Source organism: Nitrosomonas eutropha, assembly GCF_003201195.1.
Taxonomy (GTDB): domain Bacteria; phylum Pseudomonadota; class Gammaproteobacteria; order Burkholderiales; family Nitrosomonadaceae; genus Nitrosomonas; species Nitrosomonas eutropha.
This window is the reverse complement of the sequence record NZ_QICQ01000028.1, coordinates 1-21,427: the sequence shown is the minus strand read 5'-3', so window position 1 is coordinate 21,427 and position 21,427 is coordinate 1. Positions and strand designations below refer to the sequence as shown.

23 protein-coding genes and 2 pseudogenes are annotated in these 21,427 nt (G+C 43.4%); 8 read left to right on the top strand and 17 right to left on the bottom strand.

What is annotated here, in order from left to right:
* From rpsF to C8R14_RS10160, 6 genes and pseudogenes are all read right to left on the bottom strand, one after another.
* Positions 1-435, bottom strand: a complete 435-nt coding sequence (gene rpsF, locus C8R14_RS10175) for a 30S ribosomal protein S6 (protein WP_011635364.1) — start codon at positions 433-435, stop codon at positions 1-3.
* A 595-nt stretch (positions 436-1,030) separates the two neighbouring features.
* Positions 1,031-1,189 (bottom strand): hypothetical protein, encoded by a 159-nt coding sequence (locus C8R14_RS13565; protein WP_160803593.1) that lies wholly within the window; start codon positions 1,187-1,189, stop codon positions 1,031-1,033.
* Between the two features lie 107 nt (positions 1,190-1,296).
* A pseudogene (locus C8R14_RS14540) lies at positions 1,297-1,464 on the bottom strand (transposase); the annotation flags it as partial.
* A 244-nt stretch (positions 1,465-1,708) separates the two neighbouring features.
* The gene (gene argB, locus C8R14_RS10170) at positions 1,709-2,596 is read right to left on the bottom strand and encodes an acetylglutamate kinase (protein ID WP_011635366.1); all 888 of its coding nucleotides are present in this window, start codon (positions 2,594-2,596) and stop codon (positions 1,709-1,711) included.
* Between the two features lie 62 nt (positions 2,597-2,658).
* Positions 2,659-3,138: a chemotaxis protein CheW gene (locus C8R14_RS10165; protein ID WP_011635367.1), complete on the bottom strand. Its 480-nt coding sequence runs from the start codon at positions 3,136-3,138 to the stop codon at positions 2,659-2,661.
* Positions 3,139-3,166: 28 nt separating this feature from the next.
* The gene (locus tag C8R14_RS10160) at positions 3,167-3,532 is read right to left on the bottom strand and encodes a response regulator (RefSeq protein ID WP_011635368.1); all 366 of its coding nucleotides are present in this window, start codon (positions 3,530-3,532) and stop codon (positions 3,167-3,169) included.
* A gap of 330 nt (positions 3,533-3,862) precedes the next feature.
* Between C8R14_RS10160 and C8R14_RS10155 the strand changes: the two genes are divergently transcribed.
* Together C8R14_RS10155 and C8R14_RS10150 are read left to right on the top strand one after the other, a co-directional pair.
* Positions 3,863-4,378, top strand: a complete 516-nt coding sequence (locus C8R14_RS10155) for a BON domain-containing protein (RefSeq protein WP_011635369.1) — start codon at positions 3,863-3,865, stop codon at positions 4,376-4,378.
* Positions 4,379-4,414: 36 nt separating this feature from the next.
* Positions 4,415-5,785, top strand: coding sequence for an FAD-binding oxidoreductase (locus C8R14_RS10150; RefSeq protein ID WP_011635370.1), 1,371 nt, complete (start codon positions 4,415-4,417; stop codon positions 5,783-5,785).
* 93 nt (positions 5,786-5,878) lie between these two features.
* On the opposite strand, the gene cyoE is transcribed toward C8R14_RS10150, so the two are convergent.
* From cyoE to coxB, 7 genes are all read right to left on the bottom strand, one after another.
* On the bottom strand, positions 5,879-6,775 hold the full coding sequence (gene cyoE / locus C8R14_RS10145) for a heme o synthase (protein WP_011635371.1): 897 nt from the start codon (positions 6,773-6,775) through the stop codon (positions 5,879-5,881).
* Positions 6,776-6,865: 90 nt separating this feature from the next.
* A complete protein-coding gene (locus C8R14_RS14535) occupies positions 6,866-7,447 on the bottom strand; it encodes an SCO family protein (RefSeq protein ID WP_011635372.1) in 582 nt (193 codons plus the stop codon).
* The gene (locus C8R14_RS10135; RefSeq protein WP_011635373.1) at positions 7,422-8,141 is read right to left on the bottom strand and encodes an SURF1 family protein; all 720 of its coding nucleotides are present in this window, start codon (positions 8,139-8,141) and stop codon (positions 7,422-7,424) included. The genes C8R14_RS14535 and C8R14_RS10135 overlap by 26 nt, the downstream gene beginning before the upstream one ends.
* A 92-nt stretch (positions 8,142-8,233) precedes the next feature.
* Entirely contained in the window at positions 8,234-9,079 is an 846-nt protein-coding gene (locus C8R14_RS10130; protein ID WP_011635374.1) for a cytochrome c oxidase subunit 3, read from the bottom strand.
* A 191-nt stretch (positions 9,080-9,270) separates the two neighbouring features.
* The gene (locus tag C8R14_RS10125; RefSeq protein ID WP_011635375.1) at positions 9,271-9,789 is read right to left on the bottom strand and encodes a cytochrome c oxidase assembly protein; all 519 of its coding nucleotides are present in this window, start codon (positions 9,787-9,789) and stop codon (positions 9,271-9,273) included.
* A gap of 134 nt (positions 9,790-9,923) precedes the next feature.
* On the bottom strand, positions 9,924-11,501 hold the full coding sequence (gene ctaD / locus C8R14_RS10120; RefSeq protein WP_011635376.1) for a cytochrome c oxidase subunit I: 1,578 nt from the start codon (positions 11,499-11,501) through the stop codon (positions 9,924-9,926).
* A gap of 59 nt (positions 11,502-11,560) precedes the next feature.
* The gene (coxB, locus tag C8R14_RS10115) at positions 11,561-12,385 is read right to left on the bottom strand and encodes a cytochrome c oxidase subunit II (RefSeq protein WP_258333073.1); all 825 of its coding nucleotides are present in this window, start codon (positions 12,383-12,385) and stop codon (positions 11,561-11,563) included.
* Positions 12,386-12,886: 501 nt separating this feature from the next.
* On the opposite strand from coxB, the pseudogene C8R14_RS14430 reads away from it, so the two are divergent.
* The 6 genes and pseudogenes from C8R14_RS14430 (at position 12,887) to rfbD (ending at position 18,443) form a co-directional block, all read left to right on the top strand.
* Positions 12,887-13,599 (top strand): annotated as a pseudogene (locus C8R14_RS14430) (Bax inhibitor-1 family protein).
* Between the two features lie 227 nt (positions 13,600-13,826).
* Complete coding sequence (locus C8R14_RS10105; RefSeq protein ID WP_011635378.1) at positions 13,827-14,045, top strand: heavy-metal-associated domain-containing protein; 219 nt, start codon at positions 13,827-13,829, stop codon at positions 14,043-14,045.
* Between the two features lie 123 nt (positions 14,046-14,168).
* Positions 14,169-15,137, top strand: a complete 969-nt coding sequence (locus C8R14_RS10100) for an acetyl-CoA carboxylase carboxyltransferase subunit alpha (protein WP_011635379.1) — start codon at positions 14,169-14,171, stop codon at positions 15,135-15,137.
* Positions 15,106-16,485, top strand: coding sequence for a tRNA lysidine(34) synthetase TilS (gene tilS / locus C8R14_RS10095; RefSeq protein WP_041353590.1), 1,380 nt, complete (start codon positions 15,106-15,108; stop codon positions 16,483-16,485). The genes C8R14_RS10100 and tilS overlap by 32 nt, the downstream gene beginning before the upstream one ends.
* Before the next feature lie 3 nt (positions 16,486-16,488).
* Positions 16,489-17,550, top strand: coding sequence for a dTDP-glucose 4,6-dehydratase (gene rfbB / locus C8R14_RS10090; protein WP_011635381.1), 1,062 nt, complete (start codon positions 16,489-16,491; stop codon positions 17,548-17,550).
* On the top strand, positions 17,547-18,443 hold the full coding sequence (rfbD, locus tag C8R14_RS10085) for a dTDP-4-dehydrorhamnose reductase (RefSeq protein ID WP_041353591.1): 897 nt from the start codon (positions 17,547-17,549) through the stop codon (positions 18,441-18,443). Before rfbB ends, rfbD begins: the two co-directional genes overlap by 4 nt.
* Before the next feature lie 9 nt (positions 18,444-18,452).
* Here the strand turns inward: rfbD and C8R14_RS10080 are convergent, their stop codons facing one another.
* The 4 genes from C8R14_RS10080 to C8R14_RS13760 all read right to left on the bottom strand — a co-directional run.
* Positions 18,453-19,406 carry a S49 family peptidase gene (locus C8R14_RS10080; protein WP_011635383.1) on the bottom strand — a complete coding sequence of 318 codons (954 nt, stop codon included), beginning with the start codon at positions 19,404-19,406 and terminating at the stop codon, positions 18,453-18,455.
* A gap of 27 nt (positions 19,407-19,433) precedes the next feature.
* The gene (locus C8R14_RS10075; RefSeq protein WP_011635384.1) at positions 19,434-20,096 is read right to left on the bottom strand and encodes a YiaD family glycine zipper/OmpA-like lipoprotein; all 663 of its coding nucleotides are present in this window, start codon (positions 20,094-20,096) and stop codon (positions 19,434-19,436) included.
* 211 nt (positions 20,097-20,307) lie between these two features.
* Complete coding sequence (locus tag C8R14_RS10070; protein WP_240142311.1) at positions 20,308-20,979, bottom strand: SH3 domain-containing protein; 672 nt, start codon at positions 20,977-20,979, stop codon at positions 20,308-20,310.
* 241 nt (positions 20,980-21,220) lie between these two features.
* A partial coding sequence (locus C8R14_RS13760; protein WP_219997562.1) for a hypothetical protein occupies positions 21,221-21,427 on the bottom strand: 207 nt, incomplete at its 5' end.

Genomic DNA, 21,427 nt, shown 5'->3' with positions numbered 1-21,427 from the left:
TCAGGATTGGGTATCGTTTTCCTCAGCTGCTACTACTTGTGCGCCACTAGCCGAATCATCGGCTACGTTCACTGTGGGAGCCGCAGTGCCCCTGCTATTTTCATCGGGTTTCGATTTGTCATCTTGCATCATAGGGGAAGGGGTTGTAACCGGGCCATTCATACGGATAACAAGATGGCGAAGAATGGCGTCATTAAATTTGAAGCTGTGCTCCAATTCATTAAGAGATTCTTGATCGCATTCGATATTCATTAAAATATAGTGCGCTTTATGCAGTTTTTGTATGGGATAAGTGAGTTGTCTGCGTCCCCAGTCTTCCAATCGGTGAATTCCTCCAGACCTTTCAGTGATCATATTACTATAGCGCTCAATCATGGCAGATACCTGCTCGCTTTGGTCTGGGTGAACAATAAATATAATTTCGTAATGTCTCATAATTTCCTTGTGGGTAAAGCCTTCTTGCAACGTTTTCAGTGTAGAACGGGGAAGTAAGGCAAGGGATCAGCTTAGAACTTATGCATCGATGTTGTATCGAATCGCATTGATAAACCTGTTGCTTTTGTAAGTATTTAAACAACAGTTTGATAATTCTACTTAATCAGTGACTAAACTTCAAAAAAATTAGATTTTTCTTTTCCTGAGCATGCGCGAGATTTGCAAAATACGAGTAGAAAGTTTTGATGTAAACGGGTTTAAGGTACATCTGTACCAATAATCATTGATCCAAAAGCCATGATTTATTTAAATTTTCCTGAGATTTTATCAATTTTAGGCACAAAATAGCTTTTTTCTGGCTATTTCTGTTTCAAAACGCACTATCCCGTTACGGTGCAAATACGCCTCACCATGCAATACTATCAGACAGAGCGGCCGGGCAGAAAGCGGCTCTGATTTTTTGCCAAACTGCGATAGCGTAGCTTGCATCACCAAAGCGAACTTTCATATCCCGGAACACAGATTCCACTTTGGCGCATATCCCGCTACTTTGCGATGCAAGGCCAGGAGCGGGCATGAAATTTTGCAGTTACTCTCAGCTTTTAATTGCTTGAGTTTCCCCAGGACGTGGTGCAATAACGATGGCTTTGATTGAAGCGGTGGCTTCTGTCTGCATCTCCGGGCACTTTTGCAAGCCCTGGTAGCCGATATCACCCAGGATAACCGTTTCTTCGCCACACAGCAGTGTTGGCACCAAAATGTCATGGGTTGCCTTTTTTGCTTGCTTGAGTACATTTCAGAATCACGTTTGCCTTCAGTACTCCTGGTAGAAGGCGGTGCGGCAATCAGGCTGGCAATCTCATCAAGTGCATCTTCCATGTCCGGATCAGAGTAGTTGTAGGCAATTTGGACAATATGCACGCGCAACATACTTTTCAATTGCAGTGGTTGTTCGCCACGATGCCCACTTGTCGGGCAATACGGTTCGATCAGGACAACAAGCTCTGACCAGAGAAGCAAACGCTCAATCTGTACAAAAAATCACTCTCGCCGCGTGACCTTCTTCTTGTGGGCTTGTTCAAGACCACTGAAACTCATCTGGTCACATGAGTGATGACAATAGAAAAAAGATAAATAACAAATCTTATCAAAGGATTTGTGCAGAGACTCCTTAGATGTTTTTAGAGCCTGTTCAAAGAAGTCTTCCAAGACAAGCAACCTCTCCCTTCAGTGAATCAAGGCAGAGCAGATTACCTCTGCTCCAGTTTGTTCTTTACCCCTCGCTTTTGATCAAGGTCCCCACTCCTTCATCAGTCAGTATTTCAAGCAAAAGGGCATGTTGTACACGTCCGTCGATGATATGGCAGGATTTGACACCATTCTTTACGGCATCCAGCGCTGATTTGATTTTGGGCAACATTCCGCCGGAGATGGTGCCATCGGCAAATAGTTCATCTACTCGGCTGGCAGTCAGGCCTGTGAGCAGATTGCCATTTTTATCCAGTACACCAGGTGTATTGGTCATTAATATCAGCTTTTCAGCTTTGAGTGTCTCCGCTAGGCGACCTGCAACAAGATCAGCATTGATATTGTAGGATTCACCCTCTTCACCGACACCGATAGGGGCTATTACAGGAATGAAGTCGCGAGCGTCCAGTAGCTTGATCAGCGAGGGATCGATATACTCTATTTCGCCAACCTGGCCAATATTGATCCACTTCTCGGCATCTTCTTTGTCTTTGATCAGCATTCTTTTCGCGCGAATAAACATTCCGTCTTTGCCGGTGAGCCCTACTGCTTGCCCACCATGACGGTTGATAAGATTGACAATTTCTTTGTTGATAAGCCCGCCAAGTATCATCTCGACGATATCCATAGTTTCGGCATCTGTAACTCGCATCCCTTGTATGAAGACGCCTTCCTTACCGACGCGCTTCAGCATGCTGTCTATTTGCGGGCCGCCGCCATGGACGATGACCGGGTTCATGCCGACCAATTTCAGCAATACCACATCTTTAGCAAAACTTTGTTTGAGTATTTCCTCGGTCATAGCATTGCCGCCGTATTTGATTACGATGGTTTTATTATGGAAGCGTCGTATGTATGGCAATGCCTCAGCGAGGATTTCGACTTTTTCGTTAACCGCAAGGGAAGATTGCATGGTGAAGAGGGATTGTATATTGTTTATGGTGAAATCGGTGTGTGTGGAGTGCCCCGGACAATTTAACTGCTTGCTTGAAGGAAGGATTTGAGCCGTACCAGTGCAGGCAAATTCAGCTTGCGCCAAAGTCTGTTCTGGCGGTCATTGTATACATCGGCGATGACAGACCGCTCGTCCTCATGATCTGGCTGGCGAGTAAATTCCATCAGATCCCGGATACCAAGAACACTTTCAGCCAATATGGCATAGCCTGTTCCCGGATGGGAATCTGTCAAAAAGACCCGGGTTTTCGCATTAATGCGGGTTGTCTTTTTATCCAGGTAATGAGCCAGATCACATAAGCCGTAAATATTGCCGCGTACATTGATAATGCCCAGAAACCATAGATGTGTCAGAAAAACCGGTGTTATTTTCGGGACCGGCAATATTTCACTGATGGCATCCATTGGGATCAGCCAGCGATCTTCACCAATCGTGACTCCCAATACAGGAATGGAGAGTGGAACTTCCTGAGTTTTATTATTGATTTGCTCAGTCAGCATGGTATTCAGCGTGATCTGTTTTTAAACATTAACTCAGTCTGGCAATTTTTTGCAGTAATTCTGCAGCCATAACTGGCTTGGTAATATAATCCTGCGCACCTTGCCGCAGCCCCCAGATTTTATCGGTTTGTTGATCTTTGGTTGTGCACAGGATGATAGGAATATGGCGAGTTGCACTATCTCGTGCAAGCATGCGTGTTGCTTGATAGCCGTTGATGCCGGGCATTACTACATCCATCAAAACCAGATCAGGCCAAGTTTCTCGGGCCTTGGTAACACCTTCCTCACCACTTTCAGCCACACCTACCTGATACCCGTTTTGGGTCAGTATGCTGGAAATAATGTGGCGATCTGTCGGTGAGTCATCGACTACCAATATCGTCCTGACTATCATGCGAGATTCTCAATAAAATTTGTATTTGTTCACACGGTCTCCAAATAAAACCGGGCAGAAATATCAACTTTGTATTTTAAGGCTTTACCCGCAGACAATAAAGCACAGCGGTTAACCATCAGTATAGGTTAAAGCAGTGTAGACTATATGCTTTGTATTTTCGTATAATTTTGCTGCTGGTTCAATGACTTGTGCCCGAGCGTTTTCAGACTTTTATTTTGGGTAGATAGATTAAGTTTATTTTACGTTTAAATCATTATGCAAAACACTTTCATCAGATTGATATTGTGGATACAGGCTTTATTGTTCCTTCTACCAGGTTGTGCGCCAATGATCTTAACAGGCGTGGGGGTTGGTGCGGGAGCCGGAGCGTTAATGGTAGAAGATCGCCGTAGTAGTGGAATGTACATAGATGACGAGGGAATTGAACTTAAAACCAGTCGCAGAATTGGCGAACGATTGGGCGACAGAGTGCATGTCAATGTCACCAGTTTTAACCGTAACGTTTTGCTGACTGGTGAGGCCCCCGATGAATTCACCAAAAAAGAGATTGAGAAATTGGCAATGAGCATTGAAAACGTACAAAATATTTCCAATGAAATTACTATTGCTCCCAAGAGCTCGTTATCTTCTCGCAGTAATGATGCTTTAATTACTTCCAAGGTAAAGGCCCGTTTCATTAATAACAAGGTGTTCCAGATGAACCACATAAAAGTTGTTACAGAAAACGGTGTGGTGTATTTACTGGGGCTGGTTACCAGAAAAGAGGGGGACACCGCTACACGTATTGCCAGTACGACGGAAAGTGTATTAAAGGTGGTTAAGGTATTTGAATATCTTGATTAGTAAGTACCTTTTCAGAACATCTTCAGGCATCAATAAATGCTGCTGCCCGCTGAGTTTATTCAGTTACTACAGAATCTGATTCCATCCGACCGTCTCTATCTTGATCCGGTTGATTGTTACGCTTACGCCTACGATAACAGCAGGAAGTATTTTCCGCCTGAGTGTGTCATTTTCCCTTTGACGACTGATGAAGTCGTGAAGATAATCCAGTTATGTAATCGATTTAAGATTCCTTTAACACCTCGTGGGAGAGGTACCGGCACTGCTGGCGGCAGTCTTGCCGAGCAAGGAGGCGCTTCACTTTCACTGGAACGCATGACACGGATCATATCGATCGATACGGCCAATCGAGTACTCGTTGCAGAACCAGGTGTTTTAAATGAATCTGTCCAGGTGGCTGTCAAGCCTTCTGGTTTTTTTTGGCCACCCGATCCTTCCAGTGCTGCTTTTTCAAGTATCGGCGGAAATCTTGCCACCTGTGCAGGGGGGCCACATGCTGTTAAATATGGCACAACCCGCGATCATGTATTAGGGCTGACTGCAGTAACAGGACAGGGTGATATTATTAAAACGGGGTGCTATACCACCAAGGGTGTTGTCGGGTACGACCTCACCCGGCTATTGATCGGATCAGAAGGTACACTTGCCGTTATAACCGAGGCAACACTTAAGTTAACCCCGTTACCTGCGGCAAGAAGCGGACTTGTTGCTCATTATCAGAATGCTGTGAGTTGTGCATCAGCGATAGCAACTATTATGAAAGAGCCGCAAGGACCCAGCGCGCTTGAATTTCTGGATTCCGGCTCACTTGATCTTATTCGTTCCAGGAATCCTGGGATGTTGCCGGACGATTCTCGTGCCATGTTGATGATAGAAGTCGATGGTACAGAACACGAAATTTCGGAAACAACAACCAGGCTTCTAGCTGCTTGCCAAAATTCCGGGTTGTTAAAGGCATTACCTGTCCAAAATGCTGCGGATTTGTGGAAGGCCAGAAAAACGTTATCACCCTTGCTAAGAGATATCGCGCCGAAGAAAATAAATGAGGATATTGTAGTGCCTGTCGATAAAATTCCCCGACTGTTAACCGGATTATCTTCATTATGTAAGCAATATCAGATACCCAACGTAAATTTTGGCCATGCTGGCAATGGAAATATTCATGTTAATCTGCTGATTGATCCGGATAATCCTGGAGAGAGTGGGCGTGCGTATAAATGCCTGAATCAGATATTTGATCTGGTGATCAGCCTTAATGGAACACTTTCTGGTGAGCATGGTATCGGTTCTGAAAAGCGACCTTATATCAATAAAGAACTCAATGAGGCTACTTTGACTTTAATGAAGCAGATCAAATTAACATTTGATCCTTGTAATATCTTGAATCCAGGGAAATTATTTCCCTGAATGTTTTTCAGCCAGATAAACAAAAAAAACAGCCCGATAAAAATTACATCCTTATCGGGCTGTTTTTTTTAGAGAATTCGTTTTTTTCTGGTATCAGAAATAAAAATAGTGATCCACCAATAGCGCAGTAAACAGTAACGCCAGATAAATTATAGAGTAGCGGAAAGCCTCCCTGGCAATTTGGTCAGTGTAGTGCAAGTAGATCCTGATAGCGTAATAAAGAAATATTGCATCAAGAATCAGCACACTTACGAGATAAATCAAGCCACTCATCTGAGTGAGATAGGGCAAAACTGTAGCGATACAAAGAATGATTGTATAAAGTAGTACATGCAGGCGAGTAAACTCCTCACCGTGTGTTACCGGGAGCATTGGCATCCCAATTTTTGCATAATCTGACTTACGGTAAAGCGCCAGTGCCCAGAAATGTGGAGGTGTCCAGGCAAAAATAATGAGGAACAATAACAAGGCATCAGCTGAGATTTCCCCTGTAATTGCTGCCCACCCCAATACAGGTGGCATAGCGCCAGACGCACCCCCAATGACGATATTTTGTGGTGTGAGTGGTTTGAGTATTACAGTGTATATAATTGCATACCCTACAAATGTGCCGAGAGTTAGCCACATGGTCAAAGGGTTTATCCATTGGTGGAGAATGAAGAGCCCAAGCCCGCCAACCATTACCAGAAAGAACAGCGTTTCAGGAACACTTACTTTTCCCTGGGGTAAGGGTCGTCCCTTTGTTCGAGCCATGATTGCATCAAACTTATACTCAACCAGGCAATTAAGCGCGGCGGCTGCGCCGGCAACAAGTGATATTCCAATCGTACCCAGGAGCAACTTGTCTAGGGGCACCGCACCAGGGACCGATAAAAACATACCAATCACAGCAGTGAAAACGATTAGAGAAACTACTCGTGGTTTAGTAAGTCGGTAAAACTGCTGAATACGCACAGTCGCCTGTTGCCAGACTAATGGATTTGTTGACATCACTCACTCCTTATGAAACTAATTCATAGTTACAGATGTTATGGCACCTGTTTGCTTTCTTTCGCTAATATGCTATCTGGGAATCTTCAGCTAATACTCGGGATGTGAAAGTTTTAGCAATCTTTTCAAATCTCCAATCATCTTTTTTGGATCTGGATCCTTGGGATATCTCATCATTAAATTCCCCATCGGATCGATAACATAGATGTGATCATCCTGTCTGCTCACAAAGGGGAATTCATCCAATAGATTTCTTCCCTGTGCAAGAACCAATCTAGTACCTTCATATTTATCCATTATTTCAGGATCAGGTTTGATATCGTCATTAATTAACCATATTCGCTGAACCTTATCCTTATCAACATTCTGAGCCAAGCGAATTTGTCTCATTATGTAAAGTTTTTCCTGACAATATCCATCACACTTTCCCGAGTCAATCGTCAATAAACTCCACGTGCCTTTTAATTGACGACTTCGGAAGATTGTGTTGTCTTTGAGATTTGTTGCTGTCCCCTGTAATGGTTTGACTTCCAGTAACTCACCATAATTTACGGTTTGGTCCGGACGGAAATCCCATCGGTGCAAGATGGATGAGATTACGATTGGCGATAATATCACCAGTATTAATATAATTAGAGTAAGTCGACTACGCGTTACTTTTTCGTTTGACATTTAATACAATGTAGATGATAAAAGTCATTGCGGCGAATGAGAACCACTGAAGAGCGTAACCTGTATTTCTTGAAGAACCGGAATCCGGATTTCCCCATTGCCTAATTAAACCATCGTCTGTTGCATCATTTTGCTGCAATAGTAACAAAGGTTGCAAGGTAAGACCGGTCATGCCTTGATAAGTATCCAGGTCAAAATTTTGCCAAACGTTACCTTTAATATCATCGTCTGAAAGCGATAGCGTTTTGATTGATGGTGATACTACGATTCCGAGGATATGAACCAATCCTTTTGGGGTGCGAATATTGGGCAAAACTGACCGGTCATTACCTACAGCTACCCAGCCCCGGTTGACCAATATATCTATTGAGCTGTTCGCTAATCGTAGGGGCGTAAGTACATGATAGCCCGCAATTCCCTGATGAATTTTGTTATCAAGAAATATACTCCGCTCCGGATCAAAATACCCATCAACTTCAACTCGACGATATAAATAATCGTTTAGCTTTACAAGTGATTCTGGAATTATAACGGGTGGTTGCTGGGCATAGTATTCTATAAGAGAAAAACGATTATCTTTTTCCTCTGCTCTGGATAATTGCCAAAAACCCAGTTTCAAAAAGACAGCGATCGCAAATATAGTAACTATTGTTGACCATAGCGATGGCTTGAATTGTTGTAGAAAACCAGGCATCAGATAGCCTTGTACACAACCATATAAATTTTTAAGGTTCGATTCTTTATCTGACAGAATCGAACCTTTTCTCCGTTATTTACTTCTACGAGTTACAGTAAATAGACAAATATAAACAATGCCAACCAAACAACGTCAACGAAGTGCCAGTACCAGGCTACCCCTTCAAATCCAAAATGGTGTTCCGGCGTAAAATGGCCGTTCAAACTTCTGAAGAAGATTGCGATCAACATAATTGTGCCAACCGTTACGTGGAATCCATGGAATCCCGTTAACATGAAGAAAGTTGATCCATATGCACCACTGGTCATCTTGAGGTTCAGGTCAGCATATGCATGTCCATATTCATATATCTGGAAACCAAGGAACGTGATACCCAATGCTATAGTCGCAAATAACCACAGCTTTAAAGCACCGCGGTCATTCTTTTTTAATGCCCAATGTGCGAGAGTGATAGTGATACCAGAAGTCAGCAACAACGTCGTATTGATGGCAGGGATTCCCCATGCTCCCATAGGGGTAAATTTCTCATCAAATCCCGGCCCGGCTGTAGGCCATCCTCCGGCAAAATCGGGCCAAAGCAGCTCCTGTCCGGATCCAGCCAGCCAAGGTACTGAAAGAACACGCATATAAAACAATGCACCAAAAAATGATGCAAAGAACATAACTTCGGAGAAAATAAACCATCCCATACTCCATCTGAAGGATTTATCTTCTTGAACCTTATACTTGCCTGCTTCACTTTCAAGTGCAACTTCTCGGAACCAGCCATAAATCAGGAAGGCGAGTATGGCCAACCCAGTGAGCAACATGCCATATCCAAGAGGCAATTTACTCATAGTAAATGCCGCCCCAAACGCCATGAAAAAGAGAGCCGCTGTTCCTATGATTGGCCACTTGGATGGAGAGGGTACATAATAACCCGTTCCTTGACTCATATAATCTTCCTCCTCATTATTAAACTTAACCTGCTACAAGCCCGACTATTGATAATTAATTTAAAATAAAACTGCATGCTATGCAAAGTTACTGATTATTGTTGAACTTGGTATAAATAAAGCCAAACAATCTCTGTAACTTGAAATAGAAGAGTACCACTTAATAATACCTTTATTGTGCACACCCCTGTTCAATTAGCTTTGACCTTGAAAAAGGTATATGAAATTGTCGCGGTATGAATATCGTCAGGCATTTCTGGATCTATCAGAAATCTGACTGGTAATTGCTTGGTCTCCTTACCACCGAGTTCCTGTTGTGAGAAACAAAAACACTCAACTTTTTTCAAATATCTTTCAAGGTTTTTGGGGCTGTAACTTGGGATAGCCTGCCCAATTTGGGGCTCTTCAGATTCGTTACTGATTTCATACATAACTTCTGTAAGTTTGCCAGGATGTAAACGAATATGAGATTGCAGTGGCTTAAATTTCCAGGGAAGTCCACGTATATTTGCATCTAACTGTAAATTGATCTCCCTTGTAATATCTACTTTGATCTTTTTAGATACTGTGTCCGGACGTTCTAGCTCGTATATACCGGTTACTTCACAGAATTTCTTGTATATAGGTACAAGCGCGTAACCAAAACCAAACATAACCACACTAAAAATAAGTAATTTTTTTAATATATCTATGTTGCTGGTCTTGGTCACGTCTTGTTTTATTCCTATTTAGATACAGCGGTTACTATAAAAACTACTATTACCAAGATAACTAGAATTGATGCAGTACGTAATTTTCTGCGTTGTAATTCTGTATCCTTATTTTCAGTCATTTCTATACCTGCTTATTTAACGACAGGTGGTGTTTCAAAACTATGGTATGGAGCTGGTGAAGGCAAATGCGTCCATTCCAGAGTATGTGCCCCTTCCCATGTTTTATCTGCAGCCTTTTCTCCACCACGTACACATTTAATAACAATGTATACAAACAGCAACTGTGTCAATCCGAATCCAAATGCACCGATACTGGAAATCATATTGAAGTCAGCAAACTGGAGTGCATAATCCGGAATTCTACGAGGCATACCAGCTAATCCAAGGAAATGCTGAACAAAGAATGCTACATTAAAGAAAATCATTGACAGCCAGAAATGCCACTTACCCAATGTTTCGTTGTACATATGACCAGTCCATTTTGGTAACCAGTAGTATGCACCTGAGAATAATGCAAACAATGCCCCCGAAACCAACACGTAATGGAAGTGCGCAATGACATAGTAGGTATCTTGTACTTGCACATCGATTGGGACTATTGCGCAAACAACACCGCTGAATCCACCAATAACGAACAGAACGATAAACCCTATTGAAAACAACATCGGTGTTTCAAAGGTCAAAGAACCTCGCCACATGGTTGCGGTCCAGTTAAAGACCTTAACGCCGGTTGGTACAGCAATCAACATCGTTGCGTACATGAAGAACAGTTGTCCAGTAACAGGCATACCAACGGTAAACATGTGATGTGCCCATACAAAGCAAGATAACAATGCAATTGCGGCAATCGCATAAACCATTGATGTATAACCAAACAAAGGTTTACGTGAAAATGTTGTAATAACCTCGGAAACCACACCAAACGCCGGTAATATCATGATGTATACCTCCGGGTGTCCGAAGAACCAGAAGATGTGTTGAAACATAACCGGGTCACCGCCGCCAGCAGCATTGAAGAAGCTTGTACCAAAGTTACGATCTGTAAGGACCATTGTCACAGCTCCAGCCAATACCGGCATTACCAATACAAGTAGGTATGCAGTAATTAACCAGCTCCACACGAACATTGGCATCTTCATCAATGTCATGCCTGGTGCGCGCATATTCAAGATGGTTGTAATGATGTTGATAGAACCCATAATTGAAGACATTCCAAAGACATGCACTGCAAACAACATCATGTCTGTCCCCATACCACCTTGTGTGGATAGTGGTGGGTAGAATGTCCAGCCACCGGCCGCCGCCCCGCCGGGCACAAAAAATGAAGTTATTAATAGCAATGCTGCAATCGGCAATAACCAGAAACTCCAGTTATTCAGACGAGCAAAAGCCATATCTGGAGCACCTATCATTAATGGTATCTGCCAATTCGCAAATCCCACCCATGCTGGCATTACGGCACCAAATACCATGATCAGGCCATGCAATGTGGTAAATGAATTAAATACTTCAGGCTCCAATATCTGAATACCAGGCATAAAAAGTTCTGCTCTGATACCCATGGCCAAAAAACCACCAACAAACAACATAGCCAGACTAAAACACAAATAAAGCGTTCCGATATCTTTATGGTTGGTAGTGGTTAGCCAACGCATTATACCGGTCGGATGATCATGTGTATGGCCATGTACATCTTGTATTACCGCCATTATCTTCTCCTTTTTTAATCTAATTTGATCTATATCCCGACTAACCGTATCTGGATATATCAGTTTTTACTCGCCTCATTTTTAACGAGAGCTGTATTCACAACTGCAGCTGATGCGGTTTTTTGTCTCTCCGCAACCCACTGACTGTATTTTTCCTGTTCCATTACCTCTACGACTACCGGCATAAATCCATGTTCCTTACCACAAAGCTCAGCACACTGGCCACGATAGATACCTGGCTTTTCGACTTTAAACCATGCATCACGAATAAATCCAGGTATAGCGTCTTGCTTTACGCCAAGCGCAGGTACCCACCAAGCATGGATGACATCATTGGCTGTCATGAGTACTCTAATTTTCTTGCCAGTCGGTACTACCACACGATTATCCACTTCCAGCAAATAATTTTCCCCCTTAGGTGCCTGGTTACGGATCTGATCCTGAGAAGTAGCTAACTGACTGTAAAAACTGATTCCCTCACCTTCTCCTTGAATGTAGTCATATCCCCACATCCACTGATATCCGGTAGCCTTGATGGTAATGTCTGCTTCACTTGTATCTTTCATTGCAATAACTGTTTTGGTTGCTGGCCATGATATTGCGATTAAGATCAATACAGGAATAGCTGTCCACACCAGCTCAACAACCGTGCTGTGATGAAAATTTGCTGCTTTATAGCCAACCGATTTACGGTGCTTGACAATGGAATAACCCATCACACCGAATACACCGACAAATATTATCAGACAGATCCATAAAGCCATTATGTGCTGATCATATATCTCCTGTGCAATCGGAGTCTGTGGTTCAGGCAGGTTATACTTGCTTGATATCGCCAGCCCTGAATAAGAACCAAGAACTACAAAACTTGATAGCAACGCCATCAACTTACTACCCTTCATATCTTACCCCCCACATTAATTACCAAATCAATTTCAGCAGCTCGCCTGTGATCCTGTAGCATCTCCACGCCTCACAATTAGCTGCTCATAAGAATATTTGCCTGGCCGTTTAGCCGAACCAACAAACAGAAGCAGGAGCCGAGTGACGATTTTTTTGGGGCAATCTTAGCATCCAGACGCTGCTTGCACAAGAAGGAAGATGCATGATTTTTATAGAAAAAATATCCATGTAATTATCATGGATATTGCTCTTTTTATCTTCTTGTATCCCAATACCCTTTGCTGCCTTGAGATATTTTTTATTTTGTCATTTTGTATGGAGTTTGTTCGTCTACAAATATAGAGAATTTGATAAATAATTTACTAAAACCCTTGTGATAAAGTGGATATATGCGGCAGCTTGAGAATCGAATTGCAACTTTTGTCTCCTCAAGGTAGCCTAAGTTGCTCACATTCATTTAATTTTTAGTGAAGATAAAGGATATGCAATCTGATTCCAAATATGCAGTTCCTGTATTCCTGATTCCTGTATTAAAGGCATTAAGTCCAAGTATACATAACAAGGTGTTGAGAAATACTTATTTGATGCGTGCATTAACCATGATTCCAACCATAGCTGGCTCAGCTATTGGCGTTAATACAGATTTTTCGTTCTTGGCACAATCTCCAATTATGGGTTCACATATAATGCTGGCCGCAATGATTGGTTTAATGTTTGCTGCCAGTGCTACACGCAACAGCATTGGAGGCGTAATTCTTCTTTCCTTGTTTACCTTTGTTGCCGGGTGGTGGTTGGGCCCTTTGCTTCAGTATGCGTTACAGTTTAACAATGGTACCCAGCTGATTGGTCTTGCTGCTGCAGGAACCGGTATCATTTTTTTACATTGGCAAGCGCGGCAACGGTAACTCGTAAGGATTTCGGGTTCCTTGGTAATTTTTTGCTGGCCGGACTGATATTGGTTATTTTAGCTTCTCTGGTTAATTTATTTCTGGTAATCCCGGCAGTTTCACTGGCTATTCCAGCTGTAGCAATACTGGTTTTCTCTGGGTTTATCCTGTTCGATGTAAGCCGGATCATAAATAGCGGTGAAACCAACTACGTTATGGCGGCACCGGGTATTTATCTCAGTCTATCTAATTTGTTTATAATAAATCTGGTGCAGTTATTGCTTGCCTTGCTGGGTGAAAGAGACTGAAGTTAATGGCTTGATAAAAAAACAAATAAACTGTCTGCATTAATTACTGAAGCGCTGTTTGTTGAGAGGACGAGGTTTACCGCATGTGCCAAAAATAATCTGTAAGAGTTGTGTGGGGGCGTATGTGATCTTGATTTGGCCGTATCAGCAATCTCAGTTCAGCACTGTTAAAAATTCTGGCAAGCAGGAACTTTGTTCATTTTATCTTTTAGCAAGAGGAGTTTTTTATGCCAACGACTATTGTTCATATCAAGGGAATGACTTGTGGAGGGTGTGTCAGCAGTGTCAAGGCCGTATTAGAAAAGATTCCCGGGGTAAACAATGTTGAGGTATCTCTTATTAATGGACAGGCAATCGTTCAGCATGATGGTTCGCGCGAAGATATAGTTTTTAGCCAGGTAATTGAAGGCGCCGGATTTGAAGTGGTCAGACAGCAACTGTCATAATAATATAGAGGTAATTGGCTTTCGGTGTTACATGCCCGCTCGATTCTTTTAGACATCAATGAGTGATACAGGTTAATCCTGTATCATCGCGCTTTTTCACTTCTTTCAATCTTATCAATCTGCATGAAAAACGTCTTTCTGGACTTTGAAAAAGGCATTGAGGAATTTGAGGCAAAAATAGAGCAATTGCGCTTTGCCCAGGATAATTCTGCATTGGACATCTCGGCTGAAATCACTCGCTTACAAGCAAAAAGCCAAGGACTGACCAAAAGTGTTTATGCAAAACTAACACCTTGGCAGATTTCACAAGTGGCACGTCATCCTCTACGCCCGTCCACGCTTGATTATATAAAACATCTATTTACAGATTTTGAAGAATTGCATGGCGATAGAAATTTCGCGGATGATCGGGCTATTGTTGGTGGACTGGCGCACTTTAACGGTCAGACTGTTATGCTGATTGGGCACCAGAAAGGACACGATACCAAGGAAAAAATCTATCGTAATTTTGGCATGCCCAAGCCGGAAGGGTATCGCAAAGCACTCCGACTCATGCGTCTTGCAGAAAAATTCTCGATTCCACTGATCACCTTTGTTGATACACCAGGCGCCTATCCAGGTATAGATGCCGAAGAGCGTGGGCAATCTGAAGCTATTGGTAAAAATCTTTATGTTATGGCAGGGCTTAGGATCCCTATTATTTGTATTATTATCGGCGAAGGTGGATCAGGGGGGGCACTGGCTATTGCTGTGGGTGATACCAGTCTGATGCTGCAATATTCAGTCTATTCAGTAATCTCGCCGGAAGGGTGTGCATCTATTTTATGGAAAAGTGCGGACAAGGCATCCGATGCAGCTGAGATACTGGGTATTACTGCCGACCGCCTCAAAGAAATGGCCCTAATCGATACCATCATTCCCGAACCTGTTGGTGGTGCACACCGTGACTACCCGGCTGTGATGCAATCCGTCAGACAGGCATTGCAAGAATCACTACGGAAATTGCAGGATATTCCTTTGGAAACATTACTGCAGAAACGCCTTGATCGGCTGCTTGGATATGGCAGATTCAAAATCAATAAACCCGATTAATGATATAACCAGCTGTTTTTTCCATAATCTGAATGCACAAATCAGGCCTGGTGATTGTCTGGTAGTTGCTCTGAGTGGTGGCGTAGATTCTGTGGTATTGCTACACCTGCTTATAAAGTTTTCCAAATTAATGCCACTGGATGTATCTGCAATTCATGTTGAACATGGTATCAGCACATATTCAGGTCAATGGAGTGCTTTCTGCCAAACACTTTGCGACAGTGTTGCTATTCCCTTATCAATTCATCGATTAAAGATCAGCAAGCAGCCACAGGAAAGCCTGGAAGCGGTTGCCAGAGAAGCTCGTTATCAAATATTCAGGCAAATTCAGGCAGATTATGTCTTGTTGGCGCAACATCAGGATGATCAGGTTGAGACATTGCTACTGCAGCTATTGCGTGGTGCAGGTGTTAAAGGGCTCAGTGCTATGCCGACAGTCAGATTATTTGAATCAGGCAAAGCCATCAAATTACTCAGACCCTTACTTAATGTTCCGCGCTCAGAAATCATGAAATATGCAAAGTTGCATGGTTTGTCATGGGTAACCGATGAAAGCAATCTGGATGTTTCTTATGACCGTAATTTTTTACGGCACCGGATTTTACCTTTAATAGAACAGCGCTACCCCTCTTACCGCAAGATATTGTCCAGATCTGCCCGACATCTTGGTGAAGCAGCTCATTTACTGGATGAACTGGCAAAAATAGATGCTGAAAATACTATGATCGTAGATAAATTGAGCTTGCGAGGGCTGCGTGAGCTTGATCTAGCCCGTGCTGGGAATTTGCTGCGTTATTTGTTAGCACAGCAAATGGTGCGGTTGCCAAGTTCCGCAAAACTGGAAGAGATTTTGCGTCAGCTGCATAACATACAAGCTGATACCCATTTTCAGTTCGAGGTAGATGCTTTGGAAATTCGCTGCTACCGTGGACTAATCGAATTTCTGCCTGCTGATTCCCTGTCGGAATCAATATCGCCTGTTATCTGGCAAGGCCAGCAACGCTTGGCTATTGAACCATTGAAAGGCATACTTGAGTTTACTCGGCAAGACAACGCGGGAATTGACCTGGCCAAACTGGATCAGCAGATTGTTACAATCCGTTCACGATCCGGTGGAGAACGATTCCAGCCAGATTGTAAACGTCCTCGTCGCAGCCTGAAAAAAATTCTACAGGAAGCCTCACTTCCTCCGTGGAAGCGCAACACATTGCCGTTACTTTTCTGTGGGGATCAGCTTGTCTGGGTAGCTGGAATCGGCATCGACTGTAACTTTCAGGCACCAATGGGAAGAGCCGGGCTAGTGGTAACATGGCGCCCCGATCAGACCAATCAATCTTCAATTCACTGATATATGTCAACGATCTTGATTACCGGCGGCGCCGGTTTTATAGGAACAAATTTCATACTGGATTGGGTCAAGAATACGGATGAGAATATCGTTAACCTTGACAAATTGACCTACGCTGGAAATCTGCATAATCTTGTTTCACTCACCAATAATCCTCAGCATATCTTTGTGCAGGGGGACATCTGCGATAGTGAGAGAATATCCACTCTCCTTGAACGCTATCAACCTCGTGCCATTATTCATATGGCGGCAGAAAGCCATGTGGATCGCTCTATCCATGGGCCCGAATATTTTATTCAGACCAACATCACCGGCACATTCCGGTTGCTGGAAGCAGCTCGTCATTACTGGGGAGATTTGTCTGTCTCACGCAAGGAAAATTTCCGATTCCTGCATGTTTCTACAGATGAGGTTTTCGGCACATTAACCAAGGATGCTCCTGCATTTACTGAAAATCACTGCTTTCAACCTAATAGCCCTTATTCCGCCAGCAAGGCCTCCAGTGACTGTCTTGTCCGTGCCTACCACCATACTTATGGCCTGCCGGTACTGACTACACATTGTTCCAACAACTATGGGGCATATCAGTTTCCTGAGAAACTGATTCCTCTGATGATCGTCAATGCTCTAGCAGGCAAACCGCTGCCTGTTTATGGGGATGGCCAGCAGATCCGCGACTGGCTGTATGTAAATGATCACTGCCAAGCTATTCGTGTTGTTCTGGAAAAAGGACAACCAGGGGAAACCTACAATATTGGAGGCTGGAATGAAAAAAGTAATCTTGAAATCATACACACCATTTGCGACGTACTTCAGCAATTTCAACAAAAAGATTATCGCGCACTAATTACTCATGTGGCTGATCGCCCTGGCCACGATCGTCGCTATGCGATCAACGCACATAAAATAGAACGAGAACTTGGCTGGAGGCCGCTGGAAACATTTGAGACTGGTATCCGTAAAACTATTCAATGGTATCTGGAAAATCATGACTGGGTTGCAGAAGTGCAATCGGGCGACTACCGGAAATGGGTTGAAATTAACTATACCGGGCGATCACAGTGAAAATATTGCTCTTTGGTAAAAATGGCCAGGTCGGCTGGGAGCTACAGCGTAGCCTGGCTCCGTTGGGCAAATTGATTGCGCTGGATCGACGGGATTTACACTATTGCGGCGATCTGACAAATCTGGCAGGAATGACACATACGCTGCAGGCTATTCGCCCTGACGTTATCGTCAATGCAGCAGCGTATACCGCGGTTGACCAGGCAGAAAATGAGCCAGAACTAGCTTTTCGCATCAATACCGAGGCGCCTGAATTACTAGCGCAACTGGCTGAACAAATGGGTGCCTGGCTGATTCATTATTCTACCGATTATGTATTCGATGGTAGTGGTGAGCGCCCATGGTTGGAAACAGATCCAACTTTACCCGTTAATATTTATGGCCAGAGTAAATTACGGGGTGAAGAATCAATCCGGAAATCAAACTGCAAGCACCTGATTTTACGCACCAGTTGGGTCTACGCAGCTCGCGGAAAGAATTTCATAAGAACCATTTTGCGACTCGCGCAAGAAAAAGAGCAGCTGACAATTATTGATGACCAGATCGGAGCGCCTACAGGTGCGGAACTACTGGCTGATGTAACAGCTCAGGCCATTCCACAATTACTGAGGCATCCTGAAAAATCAGGTATCTATCATGTTACGGCTAATGGAGAAGTTTCCTGGTGCAACTACGCACAATTTTTGCTGAACTTTGCTTGTGAACACAATCTTCTGGTCAAGGTCCGCCCAAGTGCAGTCACTCCGATTCACAGCAAGGCTTTTGTAACGTCTGCCAAACGCCCTTTAAATTCGCGTTTGAATACAGATAAGTTGCGCAATACTTTCAATCTCTATCTCCCACACTGGCAAACCGGAGTGACTCGTATGCTAAGTGAAATTTACTCACAGTAAAACCAGCACTCAGCGGATAAGCCACGCAAATCTAGTATCGGTCAGTAAATCTGTTGCGACCCGACCAAACCGCTTGGCAAAGCGTTCTGTAATCCCTTCCTGAACGGTATAATCAACGATACGTTCTGCCTGAATCACTTCGCGAGCAACATAATCCATACTGCCTAAGGCATCGGCCAGACCCAACTCTATACTTCTAGCTCCTGTCCAGACCATACCGCTAAAAATCTCAGGATTGTCTTTCAAGCGATCCCCTCTGCCATCCTGAACGACCTGGATAAATTGCTGATGAATTTCCACCAGCATTTTCTTGGCGTGTTCTCTCTGTCCAGGGTCGGAAGGCGAGAAAGGATCAAGAAACCCCTTGTTTTCTCCAGCTGTCAACAAGCGACGCTCTATCCCCAATTTTTCAAGCGTCCCGGTAAATCCGAATCCATCCATGAGTACGCCAATTGATCCTACGATACTGGCCTTATCTACGAAAATTTTGTCCGCTGCAACAGCGATGTAATAACCTCCCGAAGCGCAAATATCTTCAACTACGGCATATAAGGGAATATCAGGATGCTGTGTACGCAACCGATGAATTTCATCGTTAATAGAGCCAGCCTGAACCGGGCTGCCACCAGGGCTATTAATCCGTAATATCACAGCAGCTGTATTTTTATCTTCAAATGCTTTTTTCAGTCCGGTATTAATATTTTCTGCGCTGTTTAAACCATCCGCAGTAATTTCACCGCGCAAATCAACCAGTGCAGTGTGCTTGCCAAAACCACCTGTTGCTTCGGTATCTAACCAACCTAACCCCCAAAAAAGTAGCGTAAATAAATAAGAAAAGGTTAGCAAGCGGAAAAAAATACCCCAGTTGCGTGCTTTTTTCTGCTCCTTCAGAGAGGAAAACACCAAATCCCGCAGTGTTTCTCTCTCCCATTTTTCCTTGTTGGTATTTTCTGTATCAGCCATAAATATTAGTCACTCACCCCGGTCAATTTATTGAACTGATCCACCCCGTGTTTCCGAAACGTAGATCTCTACCCTGCGATTTCTTGCTCGACCTGCGGCGGTATTATTCGAAGCAACCGGCTGATACGAGCCGCGGCCATCAATCTGGATTCTCTGAAAAGGAACGCCACGACCTGCCAGGTATTCACGCGTACTGGCCGCACGATTTACGGATAGAGGATTGTTGACAGCATCGCTACCAGTATTGTCGGTGTGCCCGACGATAGTTACGTGAGTGCCGGGATTATTCAATAAACTAGTTGCAAAACTGTCCAAAATTGGACGAAAACCTGGTTTGATCTGGGCACTCCCTGTATCAAATGAAATATCACTGGGGATGTTCAACATCAGTCGATTATCTGCTGTTTGCGACACCATCACACCTGTACCGGCAGTGGCATTTTCCATCTGAATTTTTTGTTCTTCCATTCTTTTAGACCACAAATAACCGGCACCAGCTCCTAATGCAGCACCAGCACCGGCACCAATCGCGGCACCTTTTCCACCTCCGGCCAATGCTCCTATTGCTGCGCCTGTGCCTGCGCCAAGCAATGCACCTGTGCCGGATCCTCGCTGGGTTGCGGTCATGTCGGCACATCCAGAAACAATAAATCCAACCAAAGATGCTGTTATTACTATTGCTTTATACATAAATCCACCTCTCTTTTTGAAAGAAAATCTAGTTGTACTGTAACAGAAGTAATTGGAAAAATAATTAACTATCATTTTTTCTTTCAGTCTGGTTATTTGACCCGGAATTACTAAAATAAAACCACCAGCTTGAGATCCTCACTAAATATCTAGCTAGCTATTATCCGGAATGGTACAGTCCAGGTAAAAAAATCTGTATTTGGAAAGACATCTATTTTTCAAAATTCTGATCGTTGATCTGTATATCCACCGATAGACTCTGAATCCAGCCGGACAGATTGTCTTTAGTTTGTACATGAAGCCAATTACCGTGGTAGGAAGTGGCGGTTAGATGTGTATTTTTTTTCAGTAAGCTGATCACCTTGGAATGGCTGTCTGGATCTGTTCGCAGGCTGCTGTCCTGGGTGACAAGCAAGAGAATTGGGGCGTGAAAAGATAATACAGCATCTTGTGACTCCAGATTTCTTCTTGCTGAATTGCTTATAGCATCAATAAATTCGCCAGATTGTGCTGCGTGATTCATTGCGTTGCTGTAATCTTTTTGTCTGTAGGCTTCCATCGCCGCATCCAGCGAGCGTTGTGCCAGGGATTGGAAAGCAATATCTGCTTCACTTTGCCTGGTTTGTTTAAGCGCAGCCATGGCCACCTCAACCTCAGCTATTTTTGAGGCAGTTTCTGGTTGTGTAGCCAGTCTGTGCAGCTTGTGTTTGGCACGACTGATTTCACTGGCTGTTTCCTGCAAAGCCTGCACTTGATCCAGCTCGCGGGCATTTAGCTTCCGGATCAACTCATCTCTTTCTTCAAGCATCTGTTTTAGAACAACAATTTCTTCTTGATACAGCCGATGGCAGGGTAACTTCTCCGGGATCGGAATAATTTCCATTTTCTCTGTTTTTTCTGCATTCGCTGATTTAAGATTAATAGATTGTCTTGATACAAGAGGTTTTTGCTGCAGATAAGATGCACACCCTCCCATCCCCGATCCCACGGATATCAAAATTAATACAGTTAGTAATTGTTTGTCTTGGGATTGACAAAACCTTGGCATCTTTGCTTAATCTCTTTAAATTAATATATAACGAAAAGCGCTGATGGACCCACTCATCTAAATCGGCTATCTGAAGTTAAACTTTAGCGAGAAAATAGAAAATATTTCTGACCCAAATATTATTTACATAAAGTTTGCCGTGTTTTTCAGACAACACATCAATTTTTATCATCATTCTAATTTTTAACGAGCTATGATTATTTCTGGTGTATGACAAGGGAGAAGGAAGCGGTGTAACCTGTTGTTGAGGATCTGGCAGATCAACCAACAAAACAAGGGAAAC